Origin of the sequence: uncultured Bradyrhizobium sp. (genome assembly GCF_936928535.1) — a bacterium.
Classification (GTDB): domain Bacteria; phylum Pseudomonadota; class Alphaproteobacteria; order Rhizobiales; family Xanthobacteraceae; genus Bradyrhizobium.
In genome coordinates, this window is the sequence record NZ_CAKZHY010000172.1 from 133,874 (window position 1) to 150,392 (window position 16,519).

Annotated in this window: 15 protein-coding genes; 9 read left to right on the forward strand and 6 right to left on the reverse strand. The window is 64.2% G+C overall.

Going from position 1 to position 16,519, the window contains the following annotated elements; all coding sequences use genetic code 11:
- The first annotated feature begins 100 nt into the window (after positions 1-100).
- Positions 101-1,252: a substrate-binding domain-containing protein gene (locus Q0687_RS34995; protein ID WP_298887399.1), complete on the forward strand. Its 1,152-nt coding sequence runs from the start codon at positions 101-103 to the stop codon at positions 1,250-1,252.
- An 81-nt stretch (positions 1,253-1,333) separates the two neighbouring features.
- On the opposite strand, the gene Q0687_RS35000 is transcribed toward Q0687_RS34995, so the two are convergent.
- Positions 1,334-2,128 (reverse strand): DeoR/GlpR family DNA-binding transcription regulator, encoded by a 795-nt coding sequence (locus tag Q0687_RS35000; RefSeq protein ID WP_298887402.1) that lies wholly within the window; start codon positions 2,126-2,128, stop codon positions 1,334-1,336.
- A gap of 337 nt (positions 2,129-2,465) precedes the next feature.
- Here Q0687_RS35000 and deoC point away from each other — a divergent pair, with 337 nt between their 5' ends.
- From deoC to ugpC, 8 genes are all read left to right on the forward strand, one after another.
- Complete coding sequence (deoC, locus tag Q0687_RS35005; RefSeq protein WP_298887463.1) at positions 2,466-3,383, forward strand: deoxyribose-phosphate aldolase; 918 nt, start codon at positions 2,466-2,468, stop codon at positions 3,381-3,383.
- A gap of 2 nt (positions 3,384-3,385) precedes the next feature.
- A complete protein-coding gene (locus Q0687_RS35010) occupies positions 3,386-5,773 on the forward strand; it encodes an aldehyde dehydrogenase family protein (protein WP_298887405.1) in 2,388 nt (795 codons plus the stop codon).
- An 80-nt stretch (positions 5,774-5,853) separates the two neighbouring features.
- Entirely contained in the window at positions 5,854-6,309 is a 456-nt protein-coding gene (locus Q0687_RS35015) for an RbsD/FucU family protein (RefSeq protein WP_298887408.1), read from the forward strand.
- A gap of 5 nt (positions 6,310-6,314) precedes the next feature.
- Positions 6,315-7,238, forward strand: a complete 924-nt coding sequence (gene rbsK, locus Q0687_RS35020; RefSeq protein ID WP_298887411.1) for a ribokinase — start codon at positions 6,315-6,317, stop codon at positions 7,236-7,238.
- 7 nt (positions 7,239-7,245) lie between these two features.
- The gene (locus Q0687_RS35025) at positions 7,246-8,121 is read left to right on the forward strand and encodes a sugar ABC transporter permease (RefSeq protein ID WP_298887414.1); all 876 of its coding nucleotides are present in this window, start codon (positions 7,246-7,248) and stop codon (positions 8,119-8,121) included.
- Positions 8,118-9,155 carry a carbohydrate ABC transporter permease gene (locus Q0687_RS35030; RefSeq protein ID WP_298887418.1) on the forward strand — a complete coding sequence of 346 codons (1,038 nt, stop codon included), beginning with the start codon at positions 8,118-8,120 and terminating at the stop codon, positions 9,153-9,155. The genes Q0687_RS35025 and Q0687_RS35030 overlap by 4 nt, the downstream gene beginning before the upstream one ends.
- A 49-nt stretch (positions 9,156-9,204) precedes the next feature.
- Positions 9,205-10,644, forward strand: a complete 1,440-nt coding sequence (locus Q0687_RS35035; RefSeq protein WP_298887423.1) for an extracellular solute-binding protein — start codon at positions 9,205-9,207, stop codon at positions 10,642-10,644.
- 109 nt (positions 10,645-10,753) lie between these two features.
- Positions 10,754-11,845, forward strand: coding sequence for a sn-glycerol-3-phosphate ABC transporter ATP-binding protein UgpC (ugpC, locus tag Q0687_RS35040; protein WP_298887425.1), 1,092 nt, complete (start codon positions 10,754-10,756; stop codon positions 11,843-11,845).
- Positions 11,846-11,854: 9 nt separating this feature from the next.
- On the opposite strand, the gene Q0687_RS35045 is transcribed toward ugpC, so the two are convergent.
- The 5 genes from Q0687_RS35045 to Q0687_RS35065 form a co-directional block, all read right to left on the reverse strand.
- Positions 11,855-12,481: an NAD(P)H-dependent oxidoreductase gene (locus Q0687_RS35045; protein ID WP_298887428.1), complete on the reverse strand. Its 627-nt coding sequence runs from the start codon at positions 12,479-12,481 to the stop codon at positions 11,855-11,857.
- Between the two features lie 3 nt (positions 12,482-12,484).
- On the reverse strand, positions 12,485-14,062 hold the full coding sequence (locus Q0687_RS35050) for an isochorismatase family protein (protein WP_298887431.1): 1,578 nt from the start codon (positions 14,060-14,062) through the stop codon (positions 12,485-12,487).
- Positions 14,063-14,082: 20 nt separating this feature from the next.
- Positions 14,083-14,931 (reverse strand): MBL fold metallo-hydrolase, encoded by an 849-nt coding sequence (locus tag Q0687_RS35055; RefSeq protein WP_298887434.1) that lies wholly within the window; start codon positions 14,929-14,931, stop codon positions 14,083-14,085.
- Between the two features lie 30 nt (positions 14,932-14,961).
- Entirely contained in the window at positions 14,962-15,846 is an 885-nt protein-coding gene (locus Q0687_RS35060; protein ID WP_298887437.1) for an amidohydrolase family protein, read from the reverse strand.
- The coding region (locus tag Q0687_RS35065; RefSeq protein WP_298887440.1) for a VWA domain-containing protein at positions 15,843-16,519 on the reverse strand (677 nt) is incomplete at its 5' end. The genes Q0687_RS35060 and Q0687_RS35065, both read right to left, overlap by 4 nt.

Genomic DNA, 16,519 nt, shown 5'->3' on the forward strand with positions numbered 1-16,519 from the left:
GAAGTCAGGCGCGGCGCATGAGCCATCGGTTCATTGCGCCGCGTGGGTAGGGGCAAGGTCGCTGGCCCTCCGGTAATCGGCGACCAACATGGAGGAAACAATGAAACCAATCTTGCGACACACCTTGCCTTTGACCGTGCTGATGGCCGCAGCGGCCGTCGCGACTGTCCCCTCGGCCCGCGCTGAAGTGCCCGCGACTTGCGTCAAGGGCGTCGATCTCGCAACGCTCGGACCGAAATCGATCGTCGGTCAGGGGCCCCACGGCGAGAAGGCGGCTTCGCCCGAAGTGCTCGCGCTGTCGGAGGCCGACGTTGCGAAGATCAAGGAGAAGCACTTCAAGGTCGGCATTTCCATGCAGACGGTCAACCTCGACTGGTCGCAGCTCCAGATCCAGGGCATCACTGACACGCTGAAGAAGTACGGCGTGACGGTGACGGGCGTCGCGTCCGCCGAATATCAGGTCGACAAGCAGATCGCCGATATCGAGAACACCATCCAGCAGCATCCTGATGGCATCATCTCGATCCCGGTCGATTTCACCGCGACGGCGCCGACCTACAAGAAGATCGCGAAAGCCGGCATCAAGCTCGTGCTGATGGACAGCATCCCGACCGGCCTGAAGCATCCCGAGGAATACGCCACGATGGTCTCGGCGGATAGCCAGGGCAACGGCCAGATCGCGGCGCAGATTCTTGCGTCCTGCATGCCCCAGGGCGGCACGATCGGCCTCGTCAATTTCGGCGTCGATTATTTCAGCACCAACGAACGCACCAAGGGTGTGCGGGAGTGGATGAAGGCCAATCGGCCCGACATCAAGATGAAGCAGGTCGACTTCACGGATCCGCCGAAGGTCTCGCAGATCGCAGGCGACTTCCTGACCGGCAACCCTGATGTCAAGGGTCTGTACGCAGTGTGGGATCAGCCGGCACTGGACACGCTGAGCTCGATGCGCGCCCAGGGCATCGATATTCCCATGACGACGGTCGACCTCGGCCTGCAATCGGCGATCGAGATCGCCAAGGGCGGTCCGCTGAAGGCGACGGGCTCGCAGCGTCCCTATGACCAGGGCGTCGCCGAGGCCATGGCGATGATGAATGCGCTGCTGGGCAAGGAAACGCCCGGCTGGATCGGCGTGCAGTCGCTGCCGGTCACGCAGTCGAACGTGCTGGAATCCTACAAGACCGTCTTCAAGAAGGACCCGCCGGCCGAACTGACGGATGCCTGCAACAAGGCGAAGCCGGCCTGCAACTGAGCCTGTGATAGCGATGCGCGGTTCTACGGAACCGCGCATCGTTCAGCGAGCCTGATCCGGGCGAACCAGCCCCCGTCCGGGTCAGGCTGCGCTGGTGACGTATTCGACCGGAAGGTTGCGGAAGTGCTTGCGCGTGTCTGATGGCACCGAGCCGCCGACGATGATCCGCGAGAACGAGGCGACGTCGGAGAAGAATGCCGGCTTGATGCTGCCGAGCTTGCTCGCATCGACCACCAGGATGCTCTCCATCGCGGTTGCGATCACGGCCTGCTTGATGGCGACCTCGTGAAAGTTCGAGCAGCTCGCGCCGCGGGTCCAGTGCAGGCCGCCGGCCGAGATGAAGGCCTTGTTGACCCCGAGACGCCGCAGATAGGACAGGCCGTCATCCGACGAGAACGATTGCGACGACGGATGGTAGAGCCCGCCCATCAGCATCACCTGCGTCGCCGGCCGGTGGGTGACGATCGAGGCGACGTTCAGCGAATAGCAGATCACCGAGAGCGGCATGTCCTCGGGCAGGCAATCTGCCAGCGACTGCATGGTGGTGCCGCAGTCGATGAAGATGGTGTCGCCTTCCCGGATCGAGGCGGCGGCGGATCGGCAGGCGAGGCGCTTGTCCTGCGTGTGCTGGTCGATTTCCTGCTCGAACGTGTACTTGATCCCGGTTGGCGAGGCCGCATTGACGACGTAGCCGCCGAGCAAAGCGAGCATGCCGTCCGGACCGGCAAGGTCGCGCCTCACCGTCATCTCCGACACCTTCAGCAGATCAGCGGCGTCCTTCAGATGCAGTGCGCCGCTGGTTTCGACCGCGCGGCGCAGCCGTTGCAGCCGCTGGACGCGGGACTCGCTGGAGCGTGCGGTCGGTGTTTCAGCCATTTTCGTCACCGAGCTTGCTTATCCGGTTGACAATGATCTTACAATGATGTGAGTTTAGCAACGTCAATTTGTTACAATAATAACATTTGGCCTGAGAGGCCGTCCTGTCAGCGATGGCAGGCAACGGAAGCTCCAGCGGGCAGGGATGGGAGGATCGCATGTTGCAATCGGCACGGTCAGTTTATCTGGCGCCTCACTCGATTCGCTAGCACTGCACGGCTGACCGATGGCGCAGAGCGTCCTAATGCCAAACTCATCCGCGGTGCCAGCGCAGCCACATGCGCGGGATCATAACCACACGCACCCCATTGCGCGGAATACCGGCCGCGCGCTCGAGATGGACTGGGTCGACGAGATCAGGATCAATCTGTCCGCCGCCGAGCGCCGTGTTGCGAGCCTGCCGGGCCGGCGCACCGTCAAGAAGGACGCGCAGGCGGCGTGGCTGCTCAAGGCGATCACCTGCATCGACCTCACGACGCTCAACGGCGACGATACGACCGAACGGGTGAAGCGCCTCTGCGCCAAGGCGAGGGCGCCGCTGCGGACCGATCTCGTCGAGGCGCTCGGCTTTGCCGGGCGCGGGCTGCACACCGGCGCGATCTGCGTCTATCACCGCTTCGTCGCGACCGCGGTCGAGGCGCTCGACGGATCTGACATCCCGGTCGCTGCGGTCTCCACCGGATTTCCCGCGGGCCTCATCCCGCACGATCTTAAGCTCAAGGAGATCGAGGCGTCCGTCAGAGATGGCGCGCAGGAGATCGACATCGTCATCACGCGCGAACATGTGCTGACCAGAGATTGGCGCGCGCTCTACGCCGAAGTCCGGGATTTCCGCGCCGCCTGTGGCGACGCGCATCTCAAGACAATTCTGGCGACCGGCGACCTCAAGACGCTGCGCAACGTCGCCAAGGCCTCGATGGTTTGCATGATGGCCGGCGCCGACTTCATCAAGACCTCGACCGGTAAGGAAGGCGTCAATGCCACGCTGCCGGTGACGCTGGCGATGCTGCGCATGATCAGGCTCTATGAAGAGCGCACCGGCTTCAAGATCGGCTTCAAGCCGGCCGGCGGAATTTCGACGGCAAAGGACGTGCTCAACTACCAGTTCTTGATGAAAGAGGAGTTGGGACGCGACTGGCTCGAGCCGGATCTGTTTCGTATCGGCGCCTCGAGCCTGCTCGCCGACATCGAGCGCCAGCTCGAGCATCATGTCACCGGCCGCTACTCGGCCTTCAACCGTCACGCCGTGGGCTGAGCATGAGCATCGCACATTACTACGAGACCATGGATTATGGTCCGGCTCCCGAGGCGGACGGCGAGGCGCGGGTCTGGCTGAAGCGGCACGAAGCGACGTTCGGGCATTTCGTTTCAGGCAAATTTGTCGCCCCGGCTTCGGGCAAGCATCTGACGACGATCGAGCCGGCCACCGGCAAGGCGCTCGCCAAGATCGCGCAAGGCGCAGCCGCCGATGTCGAGGCCGCCGTCGGCGCCGCGCGTTCGGCGCAGGCACCCTGGGCAAAGCTCGGTGGTCATGGTCGCGCCCGTCATCTCTATGCGCTGGCACGCATGCTCCAGCGTCACGCGCGTTTGTTCGCGGTGCTGGAGGCGATCGACAATGGCAAGCCGATCCGGGAGACCCGCGACCTCGACGTGCCGCTGGCCGCGCGCCACTTGCTGTATCACGCGGGCTGGGCGCAATTGCAGGAGCGCGAATTCGCCGACCACGTCCCGGTCGGCGTGATCGGCCAGATCATCCCCTGGAATTTTCCGCTGCTGATGCTGGCCTGGAAGATCGCCCCCGCGCTGGCGGCCGGCAACACGGTGGTGCTGAAGCCGGCGGAATTCACCTCGCTCACCGCGCTACTGTTCGCCGAGCTCGCGGCGGAAGCGGGCCTGCCGCCCGGCGTGTTGAATGTCGTGACGGGCGATGGCGCCACCGGCGCGCTGCTGGTCGAAAACCCGGGAGTCGACAAGATCGCCTTCACCGGATCGACCGAGGTGGGCCGGTTGATCCGTCAGTCGACCGCAGGCAGCGGCAAGTCGCTGACCTTGGAACTTGGCGGCAAGTCGCCCTTCATCGTGTTCGACGATGCCGATATCGATGGCGCCGTGGAGGGCGTGGTCGATGCGATCTGGTTCAATCAGGGCCAGGTCTGTTGCGCGGGATCGCGGCTGTTGTTACAGGAAGGCATCGCGGAGACTTTCCGCAAGCGCCTGATCCGCCGCATGGAGACGCTACGCGTCGGTCCGCCGCTCGACAAGGCGATCGACATGGGCGCGGTGGTCGCGCCTGTGCAACTCGAGCGGATCAAGGCGCTGGTCGAGACAGGAGTGAAGGAGGGCGCCGAGAAGTATCAGGCGCCGGGAGCGATCCCCTCCGAAGGATGTTTCTATCCCCCGACCCTGCTCTGGAATGTGCATCCGTCCTCGACCGTGGCGATCGAGGAGATTTTTGGGCCCGTGGTGGTCGCGATGACGTTCCGCACGCCCGATGAGGCCGTGATGCTCGCCAACAACACGCGCTACGGGCTTGCCGCCAGCGTGTGGAGCGAGACCATCGGGCTCGCGCTCGACATCGCGCCAAAACTTCTAGCCGGCGTGGTCTGGGTCAATGCGACCAACCTGTTTGACGCCAGTGTCGGCTTCGGCGGCTATCGCGAGTCCGGATTCGGCCGCGAGGGCGGCCGGGAAGGCCTCGCCGAATATCTCAAGCCGAAGGCATGGATCGGACGCAAAGCCCGCGCCAAGCTGCCGCCGCTCCCTGAGACCTCGACAGAGGGCGTCGGTTTCGGCACGCCGTCGATCGATCGAACGGCAAAACTGTTCGTCGGCGGCAAGCAGGTTCGCCCCGACGGAAATTATTCGCGCAGCGTGCTGTCGCCGAAGGGGAAGCATCTCGGCGAAGCCGGTGAGGGCAATCGCAAGGATATCCGCAATGCGGTGGCCGCCGCACGTTCGGCCGAAGCATGGGCACGGGCGACGGCGCATAATCGCGCCCAAATCCTCTACTACCTTGCCGAAAATCTGTCCGCACGCGGCGACGAATTCGCCCGGCGCATCGGTGACATGACCGGCGTCTCGCCTGCCAAGGCGCGTGCGGAGGTCGAGGCGAGTATCGAACGGCTGTTCAGCTATGGGGCCTGGGCCGACAAATACGAGGGGACGATCCACGCGCCGCCGCTGCGCGGCGTAGCGCTTGCGATGCACGAGCCGATCGGTGTGGTTGGGGTGGCCTGTCCAGACGAGGCGCCGCTGCTCGGCTTTATCAGCCTGGTGGCCCCGCTGATCGCGATGGGCAACCGCGTCGTCGCAGTGCCAAGCGAGCGGCATCCGCTGGCTGCGACCGATTTCTACCAGGTGCTGGAGACATCGGACGTGCCGGCAGGCGTCGTCAATATCGTGACCGGTGAGCGCGACGCGCTCGCCAGGGTGCTTGCTGAGCACGACGACATCGACGCGCTCTGGGTGTTCGGCTCGCAGGAGGCCTCGACGGTGGCGGAGCGGCTGTCGGTCGGCAACCTCAAGCGCACGCTGGTCGACCACGGGCTGGCGCTCGATTGGTACGACAGGGCGGCGAGCGAGGGGCCGATCCTGCTCCGTCATGCGGTGCAGGTGAAGAACATCTGGATTCCCTATGGGGATTAAAGACGTCACCGCGCGGTGATATGGGTTGGCATCCGGACCGTCAGAGTTCGGACAGTTTGAAGACAACGGAGGGACACGACATGCTCAAGGGCATCAACCCACTGCTCAATGCCGACGTACTCTATGCCCTGCGTGCAATGGGGCACGGAGATCGTCTCGTCGTCTGCGACACGAACTTCCCGGCGGACTCCATTGCGCGCCAGACTGTATTCGGCGAGCTGCTTCGCATCGACAATGTCAGCACGGCCAAGGCGATCGAGGCCATTCTCTCGGTCATGCCACTCGATACCTTTGTGGACGACGCAGCGATGCGCATGGAGATCGTCGGCCAGCCTCAGGAGGTGCCGCCGGTGCAGCGCGAGGTGCAGGCCGTGATCGACCGCGCCGAAGGCAAATCCTGGCCGCTGGTCGGGGTCGAGCGTCACGCTTTCTATGAGAAGGCCAAGACGGCTTATTGCGTGATCGCCACCGGCGAGCGGCGCTTCTACGGCTGCTTCCTGTTCTCCAAGGGCGTCATCGCGCCGGACGGAGAGTGATGATCATGAGCAAGAGCGGCGTCGCAATCCTCGGCATCTTCGTGGTCGATCTGGCCTTCCGGGCCGGCAACATGCCTGCGATCGGCGAAACCATCGCAGGCTCCGGATTTGCCATGGGGCCGGGTGGCAAGGGATCGAACCAGGCCGTGGCTGCGGCGCGCGCCGGCGCGGAGGTGACCTTCATCTCCCGCATCGGCCGGGACGCCTTTGGCGACCTCGCCATCAAGACGTGGGAGACCGAGGGCATCAAGCCGCGCGTCGCCAGGACTGCGGAGGCCCCGACGGGCGCCGCCTTCATCTATGTCCACGAGACGCGCGGCGACAACGCCATCATCGTGGTGAGCGGAGCGGCCGAGGGACTTAGTCCCAACGACGTTGACGCGGCTGCGGAAGCAATCCGCTCCAGCCGCGTCTTCGTGACCCAGCTCGAACAGCCGGTCGCCGCCGCCCAGCGCGGGCTCGAGATCGCGCGCGCGGCGGGCAGCATCACCGTGTTCAACCCGGCGCCTGCTTCCAAATTCGACGATGGCCTGTTCGCCTTGTGCGACTACGTCGTTCCCAACGAGACCGAGGCCGAGGCGCTGACGGGGATCGCGGTCGGCGATCTCTCAGGCGCCCGCCGCGCCGGCGATGCGTTGCTGGCCAAGGGCGCGGGCACAGCGCTGATCACGCTCGGCGAACGCGGAGCGCTGTTTCATGGGCGGGATCGCTCGCTGCACGTGCCGCCGTTCGCCGCCGGCAAGGTGGTGGAAACCGCGGGGGCAGGCGATGCCTTCGTCGGCGGCTTTGCCGCAGCGCTCGCGGGCGGCGCCGATCCGCTGGACGCGGCGCGCTTCGGTTCGGCCACGGCAGGGATTTCCGTGACGCGCGCCGGCACGGCGCCCGCGATGCCGCGGCGCGCCGAGATCGAAGCCCTGTTGAAGGGATGATCTGGCGATGATGCGGAACGATCCGATCAAGCATGTCTTCATCTGGCCGGCGGTGCTCGTCGTGCTGGCGATCTCGATCTTTCCGTTGATCTATTCCTTCACCACGAGCTTCCTCAGCTACCGCCTAATTCCGCCGATCCCGCCGCGCGTGGTGTGGTTCGGCAATTATGTGACGCTGTTGCAGGAGCCGCGCTTCTGGAACGCGATCCTCACGACGACCCTGATCGCCTTCATCGCGGTCGGGCTGCAATACGTCATTGGCTTTGGCGTTGCGCTCGCGCTGAATGCGCGCGTGCCGGGCGAACGGCTGTTCCGCGTCGCTCTGCTGCTGCCCATGCTGCTGGCACCGGTTGCCGTGGCGTTGGTGGCCCGCATGATCTTCAACCCGACCATGGGGCCGCTCAACCAGTTCCTCTCCATGTTCGGCCTCGCAAACCTGCCGTTCCTCACTAACGGGCATTGGGCGCTCGGCTGCATCATTGCGGTCGAGATCTGGCAATGGACGCCGTTCGTGATCCTGATGATGCTGGCCGGCCTGCAAACGCTGCCTGAAGACGTCTACGAGGCCGCCGAGCTCGAGAACGCCAGCGCCTGGCAGCAATTCTGGGGCATCACCTTTCCGATGATGCTGCCGATCTCCGCCACGGTCGTCTTCATCCGCCTGATCGAGAGCTACAAGATCATGGACACCGTGTTCGTGATGACCGGTGGCGGACCGGGCGTCGACACCGAGACGCTGACCCTGTTCGCCTATCAGGAGGGTTTCAAGAAGTTCAATCTCGGCTACACCTCGGCGCTGAGCTTCCTGTTCCTGATCGCCATCACGATCATCGGCGTCACCTATCTGGCGTTGCTGCGGCCGCATCTGGAGAAGAGCCGATGAGCGGGCAGGGCCTCACCGGACTGTCGAGCTGGAGCCGGCGCTTCGTCGCAGCAGGCGTTCTCGTCTGGTGCGTGATCACGGCGTTCCCGCTCTATTGGGTGTTGGTGACCGCCTTCAAGACGCCGCCGGGCGTGGTCGGCGGTCCGACCTATATCCCGTTCGTCGATTTCACGCCGACGCTTCAGCCCTTCATCGATCTCTACCAGGGCATCCGCGGTGAATTCTTCCGGACCTTCCTGAACTCGACCATCGTCGGCTTATCGGCGGCGGCGATCGCCACCGCGATCGGCGCGATGGCGGCCTATGCGCTTGTCAGGTTCGAGTTCAAGGTGCGGTTTGGCGCCGGCTTGATCTTCTTCCTGCTTGCGCTCGGCGGCTATCTGCTGTTCAGCAACAATCTCGGCTTCACCCGGGCCCAGGCGCTGCTGCTTGCATTCCCGATCGCGCTGGTCGTTGCCATCATCGCCAACCGCCTGCCGCTGCCGGGCCCGATCCTCGGCAACGAGGACATCCTGTTCTGGTTCGTCAGCCAGCGCATGTTTCCGCCAATCGTCACGGCCTTTGCGCTGTATCTGCTCTACAGCGAGATCGGCCGTCTGGGTTTCCAGCTCATCGACAGCTTCGTCGGCCTCACGCTGTGCTACGTCGCATTCTCGCTGCCGATCGTGGTCTGGCTGATGCGCGACTTCTTCGAGGCGATCCCGATCGAGGTCGAGGAAGCCGCAATGGTCGACAACGTACCGAGCTGGCGCATCTTCCTCGGCATCGTGGTGCCGATGTCGATGAACGGGCTGCTGGCGACCTTCATGATCACGCTGGCCTTTGTCTGGAATGAGTTCCTGTTCGCGCTGTTCCTGACCAATTCCAAATGGCAGACGCTGCCGATCCTGGTGGCCGGACAGAACAGCCAGCGCGGCGACGAATGGTGGGCGATCTCGGCCGCGGCGCTCGTCGCCATCATTCCGATGATGATCATGGCGGGTCTGCTCAGCCGCATGATGCGGTCGGGCCTGCTGCTCGGCGCAATCAAATAGCAAAAACCTATCTAGGGAGGACTGGACGATGTTGCGACGGACGTTTCTGATGTTGACGACTTCGCTTGCCGTGGCTTGCGCCGCGAGCCAGGCGAACGCGGCCTGTAGCCCCGACTACTCCGGCGTCACCCTGACGGTGGCGTCGCAGACCGGCCCCTATATCGCCTCCGCGCTCAAGCTCGGTGCGGACGAATGGACCAAGAAGACCTGCGGCAAGGTCAATGTCGTCGAATTTCCGTGGTCGGAGCTCTACCCGAAGATCGTGACGTCGCTGACGGCCTCGGATGCGACCTTCGACCTCGTCAGTTTCGCACCGGCCTGGCTGCCCGACTTCGTGCCCTATCTCAGCGAGATGCCGAAGGCGATGCAATCAGGCAAGGATTGGGACGATGTCGAGCCGGCCTACCGTGAACGCCTGATGGTGTGGGAAGGCAAGATCTACTCGCAGTCGATGGACGGCGACGTCCACACCTACACCTATCGCACCGACCTTTTCAGCGATCCCAAGGAGAAGGACGCGTTCAAGGCGAAGTACGGCTACGATCTGGCGCCGCCGAAAACCTGGAAGCAATATCTCGACATCGCGGAATTCTTCCAGCGTCCCGACAAGGGACTGTGGGGCACCGCGGAAGCCTTCCGTCGCGGTGGCCAACAGTTCTGGTTCTTCTTCAGCCACGCGGCTGCCTATACCAACAACCCGAACTATCCGGGCGCGATGTTCTTTGATCCCGAGACCATGGATGCCCAGATCAACAATCCTGGCTGGGTGAAGGGGCTGGAAGAGTATATCCGCGCCTCCAAGCTCGGACCGCCCAATGCGCTGAACTTCTCGTTCGGCGAGGTCAACGCGGCGGTGGCCGGCGGCCAGGTCGCGGAATCGATCGGCTGGGGCGACACCGGCGTGATCGCGGCCGATCCCAAGCAGTCGAAGATCTCAGGCAAGGTCGGCTCTGCCGTGCTGCCCGGCTCCGACGAGATCTGGAACGCCAAGACCAAGAAGTGGGACAAATTCCCCGAAGTCCTGCCTGCGCCCTTCATGGCGTTCGGTGGCTGGCAGGTTGCCGTGCCGAAGGTTGGCAAGCACCAGGAGGCGGCGTGGGATTTCATCAAGACGCTGACCAGCCCCGAAGTCTCCGGCCAGGCTGCGATCACCGGCGGCACGGGCGTCAACCCCTACCGCAAATCGCACACCGCAAATCTGGAGCTGTGGAGCAAGATCTTCTCGCCGCAGGAAGCCAAGGAATATCTCGGCGCGCAGGCCGACTCCATCAACGGCAAGAACGTTGCGCTCGACATGCGTCTGCCCGGCTATTTCTCCTACACCGAGGTCGTGGAGATTGAGCTTGGCAAGGCGCTGGCCGGCCAGACCACGCCGCAGGCCGCGCTTGATACGGTCGCGAAGGAATGGAATCGCCTGACCGACGAGTTCGGTCGTGCAAAACAGCTCGCCGCCTATCGTGCGGCGATGGGCCTACCGCCCAAGAACTAACTGAAGAACCAGACGAAGAACTAACCTCCGCTGAGACTTCCCCGGATGATGCGTCAGCGTCATCCGGGTCTTGTTGACCGTCGACTTCAAAGGACGGAAAAAGGATTCCATGGCGCGCGTCGAGATCGAGAACGTCAGCAAGGCATACGGGCCCTACAAGATCATCGAGGGGCTCGATCTGAACGTGGCCGACGAGGAGTTCGTCGTGCTCGTCGGCCCGTCGGGCTGCGGCAAGACCACGACCTTGCGCATGATTGCAGGCCTCGAGACCGTCACCGGCGGAACCATCCGCATTGGCGAGCGCGATGTGACGCAGCTGCGCCCGGGCCTGCGGAATTGCGCGATGGTGTTCCAGAACTATGCGCTCTATCCGCATATGACGGTCGGGGAGAACATCGGCTACGGCATGAAGGTGCGGGGTGAGCAGCGCGCCGGCATCGCGAAAGCCGTCCAGGACGTGGCGCGGGTGCTCGACCTCGAGCCATATCTGGACCGTCGCCCGAAGCAGCTCTCCGGCGGGCAGCGCCAGCGCGTCGCGATCGGACGCGCCATCGTGCGCAGCCCGGACGTGTTCCTGTTCGACGAGCCGCTGTCGAACCTCGACGCCAAGCTGCGTATCGAGATGCGGACCGAGATCAAGGCCTTGCACCGCCGCCTTGCCAAGACGATCGTCTATGTCACGCATGACCAGGTCGAAGCCATGACCATGGCCGACCGTGTCGTGGTGATGAACAAAGGACGGATCGAGCAGGCCGCCGATCCCATCACGATCTACGAGAAGCCCGCCAATCTCTTCGTCGCCGGCTTCATGGGCGCACCCAGCATGAATTTCATCCACGGCGAAATCGCCGCTCGCGATGGAGCGCTGGTCTTTACCGAGCCGTCGGGAACGTCGTTGAAATTGCCGAAATCCCGCGAGGCGGCCTATGCGGGCAGCGTCGGCAAGCCGGTCGTGCTCGGCGTGCGGCCCGACCATGTGCTGCGGCAGGACGCCCCGGCGGGCTCTTCCGTCCGTATCATGGTGAAAGACGTCGAGCCGCTCGGGCCACATACGCTGGTGATCGGCACCGTCGGCACGTTTCCGTTCACGGCGCAGATGCCGGGGGGGGTGGCGGCGGCGCCGGATCATGTCATTGACGTTGCGCTCGATCTGGAGCGGACGCACCTTTTCGACAAGGTGTCGGGGATGGCGATCGCCTGATAGCGCGGCTCAGAACCGCTTTGCCATGTCGGCAAGGCGGCGATGCGCAGTCTCGCGCGCAGCGCGGATCGGCTCGGTGGGACCTACGGTCGGCCCGATCGGCACGAAGCTGACATTGCTGACGCCGATGAAGCGGAGCGCTTCGCGCAAGTATGGCGTCGCCATGTCGATGCGGCCGCGGTTCATGCCGGTCGCAAAATCGCTGCCGGAAGCGAGGATGACGATAGTCGGTCGGTCCTTCAGCAGCGGAAGGTAGCCCTGAACCGGCTCGAAGCGGAATGTCAGGCCGGGCTGGATGATGATGTCGAACCACTGCTTCAGCTTGTAGGGGATGCCGAAATTCCACATCGGCGTCGAGATCAGCACGCGGTCGGCCAGCGCAAAGCGCAGTGCCATCCGCTCGGCCTCGGCAAAGCTGCTGCGTTGTGCATCGTTGAAGGTCTGTGCCTTCATCCGCGCGTATTTGGCCTCGACGATGGGACCGACAAATTCCGGCATCCTCTCGCGCCAGAGATCGACGACGTCGATGTCCCAATCGGGGCGGCTCTGGCGAAAGCCGTCAAGAAAGATGCGCGCGCCGGCGCTCGACTCGGAATCGGCACGGGGCGAGCAGGAGAGGTGCAGGAGCTTCGCCACCGCTCATCCCAGCGCTCTGATGACGGCATCGGCGCGCGTGACCACGGCGACGTTCTGCATGGCAAAATTGATCGAGGCCGAGTGCCAGTCGGCATTCATGGTCGAGCAGCAATCCTCCGGTACGATCATGAAATAGCCCTTGTCGGCGCCGGTGCGGGCGGTGTGCTCGACCGACATGTTGGTCCAGGCACCGGTGTTGATGATCATGTCGCGGCCGGTGGCTTTCAGGATCGTCTCGAGCCGTGTGCCTTCCCAGGCGCTCATGCGCATCTTCTCGACGACGAAGTCGCCTGGTCGCGGCTCCAGGCCGGAGACCGGCGCGGCGCCCCAGCTGCCGCGCACCATGGCCTTGCTGTCGACCAGGCCTTCGAACAGCGGCGCGTTCAGCGTCACGCCCGGCGCGCCGGGCTCGACCACGAACCAGACATGGATGATGGCGACGCCGCGCGCCCGCGCGGTCTCCGCCAGGCGCCGGACATTCTCGACGACATGCTGTTGCTTGGCATGACCTGGCGCGCCGGAATCGGCGAATGCGCCGCCATCCATGATGACGTCGTTTTGAAGATCCTGGATGATCATGGCGCAGCGGTTCGGATCGAGCCGCAATTCGCCATCAGCCAGGATCGGCGCTGCAGCAGCAGGGCCGGCGCTCGCGGGGCCACCAGCACTGCGCCTGCCGCTCATATAGGGCTCGTGGCGCGGTCCTGTTTTGGTCGCGATGGCATAGACCGAATGCGTCGAGGTCAAATAGAGCGTGCGGAAATCCGGCCCGCCCCAGGCGAGGTTGGCGACGAGCTCGGGCACGCGGACCTTTCCAAGCAGCTCACCGCGCGGCGAATAGACCCAGACGCCGCCGGGCGCGGTGACCCAGACATTGCCGTGCTGGTCGCACTTCATGCCGTCGGGCACGCCCGCCTCGAGCTCGGAGCGGATGCCGCTCGCGAACACGCGCGCGTTCGCCAGCGTGCCATCGGCATTGACATCGAACACGCGGATCAACGCCTGCACGGTGTCGTTGACATAGAGCAGCTTCTCGTCGGGTGAGAAGCAGAGTCCGTTCGGCTGATCGAACAGATTGCGGTCCACCACCAGCTTCGGCTCGCCGCCGGGCACCACGCGATAGACCCCCTGGAAGCCGAGCTGGCGCGGCCGCTCGACGCCATAGACCGGCATGCGGCCGTACCAGGGATCGGAGAAATAGATCGCACCCGAGGAGTGCACGCAGACATCGTTCGGGCTATTGAGCTCCTGCCCTTGGAAGTGCGAGGCCAACACCTCGCGCCTGCCGTCCGGCCGCTCACGGATCAGCGAGGAGGTCGCGTGCTCGCAGACAATCAGATTGAGCTCGGCATCGTAGGTCATGCCGTTGCATTTGTTCGATGGACGCTTGACCTCGGCGACGCCGCGCCGCGCGTCCCAGCGCCGGCGCACGTCGCCCGGCATATCCGAGAACAAGAGGTAATGATCGACCGGATGCCAGATCGGTCCTTCCGTGAAGTCAAAGCCTGTGCCGATCTGCGCGACGGGCGCGTAGGGGTCGATCAGGGTCTCGAATTCAGAACGCAAGGTGACGTGTGTCATCGGACCATCCTCACATCATGCTAGGCGGGGAACCAGTTGCGAGCGGGCAGGGACTGCACGATCGGTCCGGGGACCTGGTCGTGCAGCCGGCCGACGACATTGCCGCCTTCGATCTTGGCGGGGCGGTCGTGCACCGGCAGCAGATAGCGCGAGTTGCTGAGCAGCTTCTTGATCGCGGCCTTCTCTGCGCGCTTGGTGGTGCCGTGATTGCCTGTGGTGCGCGGCTCCCAGTCGTGGATCTCGTGGAAGGGCGTGACGATCTGGTCGTTGAAATCGTAGATGACGTCGCCGCAGATGGTGGCGATGCCGTCGGCGGTCTCGACGATGATGTTCATCGAGCCCTCGGTGTGCGCGCCGGCGGCGTCGCAATAGACGCCGGGCATCAGCTCGATCGGGCCGGTGATCTCGAGGTCGAGGAAGCGCAGCGCGCTCTTGGTATGCAGCCGGTCGATCAAATGCTTGATATCGGGCGCGGGATATTGCGGATGCATCAGGCCGGAGACGGAATATTCCAGCTCCTTGCGATTGAGTACGACCGTCGTGTTCATCGGGAACAGGTCGTCCTTGCCGGCGTGATCGATGTGCAGATGGGTGTGGCAGACGAAGCGGACGTCGCCCATGCGCACGCCATAGCGCGCTAGCTGGTTCTCGATCATGTTCTCGTGGTATTGCAGGCCGCGCATGCCCAGCGTCTCCATGATCTGGTTGGAGCGATAGCCGGTGTCGACCACGACAGGATATTTGCCGCCGAGGATCAAAAAGCCCAGCGTGAGGACGCGGCGGGTGCGGCCGCAATCGCGACCGAGCACCAGGAAGCTCGATTCCAGCTCGATATCGCCGTAGTCCAGGATCTTGATCTCCAGCGCCATTCGTTTCCCTCCCTGTTCTGTTCTTGTCTGTTAAAGTCGATAGACGCGCGTCGCGGTGCCCCCGAAGATCGCATCTTGTTGTTCGGGGCTCAGCGGCGCGGCCGCGGCGCGAAATGCCTCGACGAGCTCGCGATATCCGGTCCACAATTTCTCGATCGGAAAATTCGAGCCGAACAGGCAGCGCTCGGCACCAAAGATCGCGACGGTATCCATCACCACCGCGGCGATATGCGCGGGGTCGTTGCGATGGATGAAGGTGCCGAGGCCCGAGAGCTTTGAGACCACATTCGGGCAGGTCGCGAGCCGGGCCATGCCCGCGCGCCAGGCGGCGCGGCCCGCGGGGGAAAGGTCTTCGAGCATGCCGGCATGCTGGAGGATGAAGGTCACCTTGGGGCAGGAGTCGGCAAGATGCGCGGCATCCGGCATCTGCGGCGTGAAAACCTGTAGATCGAAGCTCCAGCCATAATCGGCGAGACGGGCGACGTTGCGGCGGACCATGGGATCGACGCAGAGATCGGGCTTGACCGCGAAACGATAGAGCGGATTTTCGTGCCAGTGCAGCTGCATGCGCACGCCACGGACGAGGGAATAGCGCTTCAGCCGGTCGAGCTGTGGGCGTACGTCGTCGACGGCGAAATTGGCATAGGCGACAATGGCGTGCGGCCAGCCGTGCTCATCGGCGGTCCGCTGCACCCAGGCGGCCTCGTCCTCGAAACGGTCGTTGGCCCAGTTGGTCTGGACATAGACCGAGCGGGTGACGCCGCTGCCCCTGAGGTCATCCAGATATTCCTCGATCGGATAGTCGCGCCGGATGGCTTCGTAGGGGCCGAAAATGCGTGGCTGCATCGGGCCGACCAGCCAGGGCAGGTCGGCCTGCCGCCAGATATGATGATGCCCATCGACAATTTCGGTCACGCAGCCCTCCTTCGCCCCAGCGCGAGGATATGCGCGACAACAGACGCGCTCGATCCGCCGTCGACGAGGTCATCGACGAAGCGCTCGATCGCCTTGAGCGCTTCGGTCTGCGGACGGAAGTCTCGTCCGGTCGCCAACGGCGTCAGCCAGCTCACGCGCCAGGCCCGTCGCGACAGCTTTGCCACCGCATCGCGCAGCGCATCGGGTTCGCCGCGCTCGAGTCCATCCGAGACGACAACCACTGCTGCCCCGCGCGCATAACCGCCAAAGCGAGGCACCGCGAGGAAGGCTTGCAGCGCATCGCCGATGCGAGTGCCACCGTCCCAGTCGCTGACGAGATGCGTAGCCGCATTGAGGGCCTGCTCGCGGCGCTTCACCCGCAAGGCGCGGGTGACGCGAGTGAGGCGCGTGCCGAAAGTGAAGACCTCGACATTGGGCGCGGCCTGCACCAGCGCGTGCGCCAGCTTCATGTTCTCCTCGGTGCGGCTCTTCATCGAGCCCGAGACGTCGATCAGCAGCAGGAATTTCCGCGGGCGCTGGCGCCGCTTCATATGCCCGAGCCGCAAGATCTCGCCATCGCTGCGGACGCTGTCGCGCAAGGTGCGGCGGAGATCGGCAAACGGCCCGCGGCGGGCGCGCATGCGGCGGTGGCCGCGGCGACGCGGCAGGCGCC

Bases quoted from the DNA above. Each gene is read 5' to 3' on its own strand.
- Q0687_RS35030 (WP_298887418.1), top strand. From the start codon at position 8,118: ATGAGCGGGCAGGGCCTCACCGGACTGTCGAGCTGGAGCCGGCGCTTC.
- Q0687_RS35035 (WP_298887423.1), top strand. From the start codon at position 9,205: ATGTTGACGACTTCGCTTGCCGTGGCTTGCGCCGCGAGCCAGGCGAAC.
- rbsK (WP_298887411.1), top strand. From the start codon at position 6,315: ATGAGCAAGAGCGGCGTCGCAATCCTCGGCATCTTCGTGGTCGATCTG.
- ugpC (WP_298887425.1), top strand. From the start codon at position 10,754: ATGGCGCGCGTCGAGATCGAGAACGTCAGCAAGGCATACGGGCCCTAC.
- Q0687_RS35055 (WP_298887434.1), bottom strand. From the start codon at position 14,931: ATGGCGCTGGAGATCAAGATCCTGGACTACGGCGATATCGAGCTGGAA.
- deoC (WP_298887463.1), top strand. From the start codon at position 2,466: ATGGACTGGGTCGACGAGATCAGGATCAATCTGTCCGCCGCCGAGCGC.
- Q0687_RS34995 (WP_298887399.1), top strand. From the start codon at position 101: ATGAAACCAATCTTGCGACACACCTTGCCTTTGACCGTGCTGATGGCC.
- Q0687_RS35025 (WP_298887414.1), top strand. From the start codon at position 7,246: ATGATGCGGAACGATCCGATCAAGCATGTCTTCATCTGGCCGGCGGTG.
- Q0687_RS35010 (WP_298887405.1), top strand. From the start codon at position 3,386: ATGAGCATCGCACATTACTACGAGACCATGGATTATGGTCCGGCTCCC.
- Q0687_RS35050 (WP_298887431.1), bottom strand. From the start codon at position 14,062: ATGACACACGTCACCTTGCGTTCTGAATTCGAGACCCTGATCGACCCC.
- Q0687_RS35000 (WP_298887402.1), bottom strand. From the start codon at position 2,128: ATGGCTGAAACACCGACCGCACGCTCCAGCGAGTCCCGCGTCCAGCGG.
- Q0687_RS35015 (WP_298887408.1), top strand. From the start codon at position 5,854: ATGCTCAAGGGCATCAACCCACTGCTCAATGCCGACGTACTCTATGCC.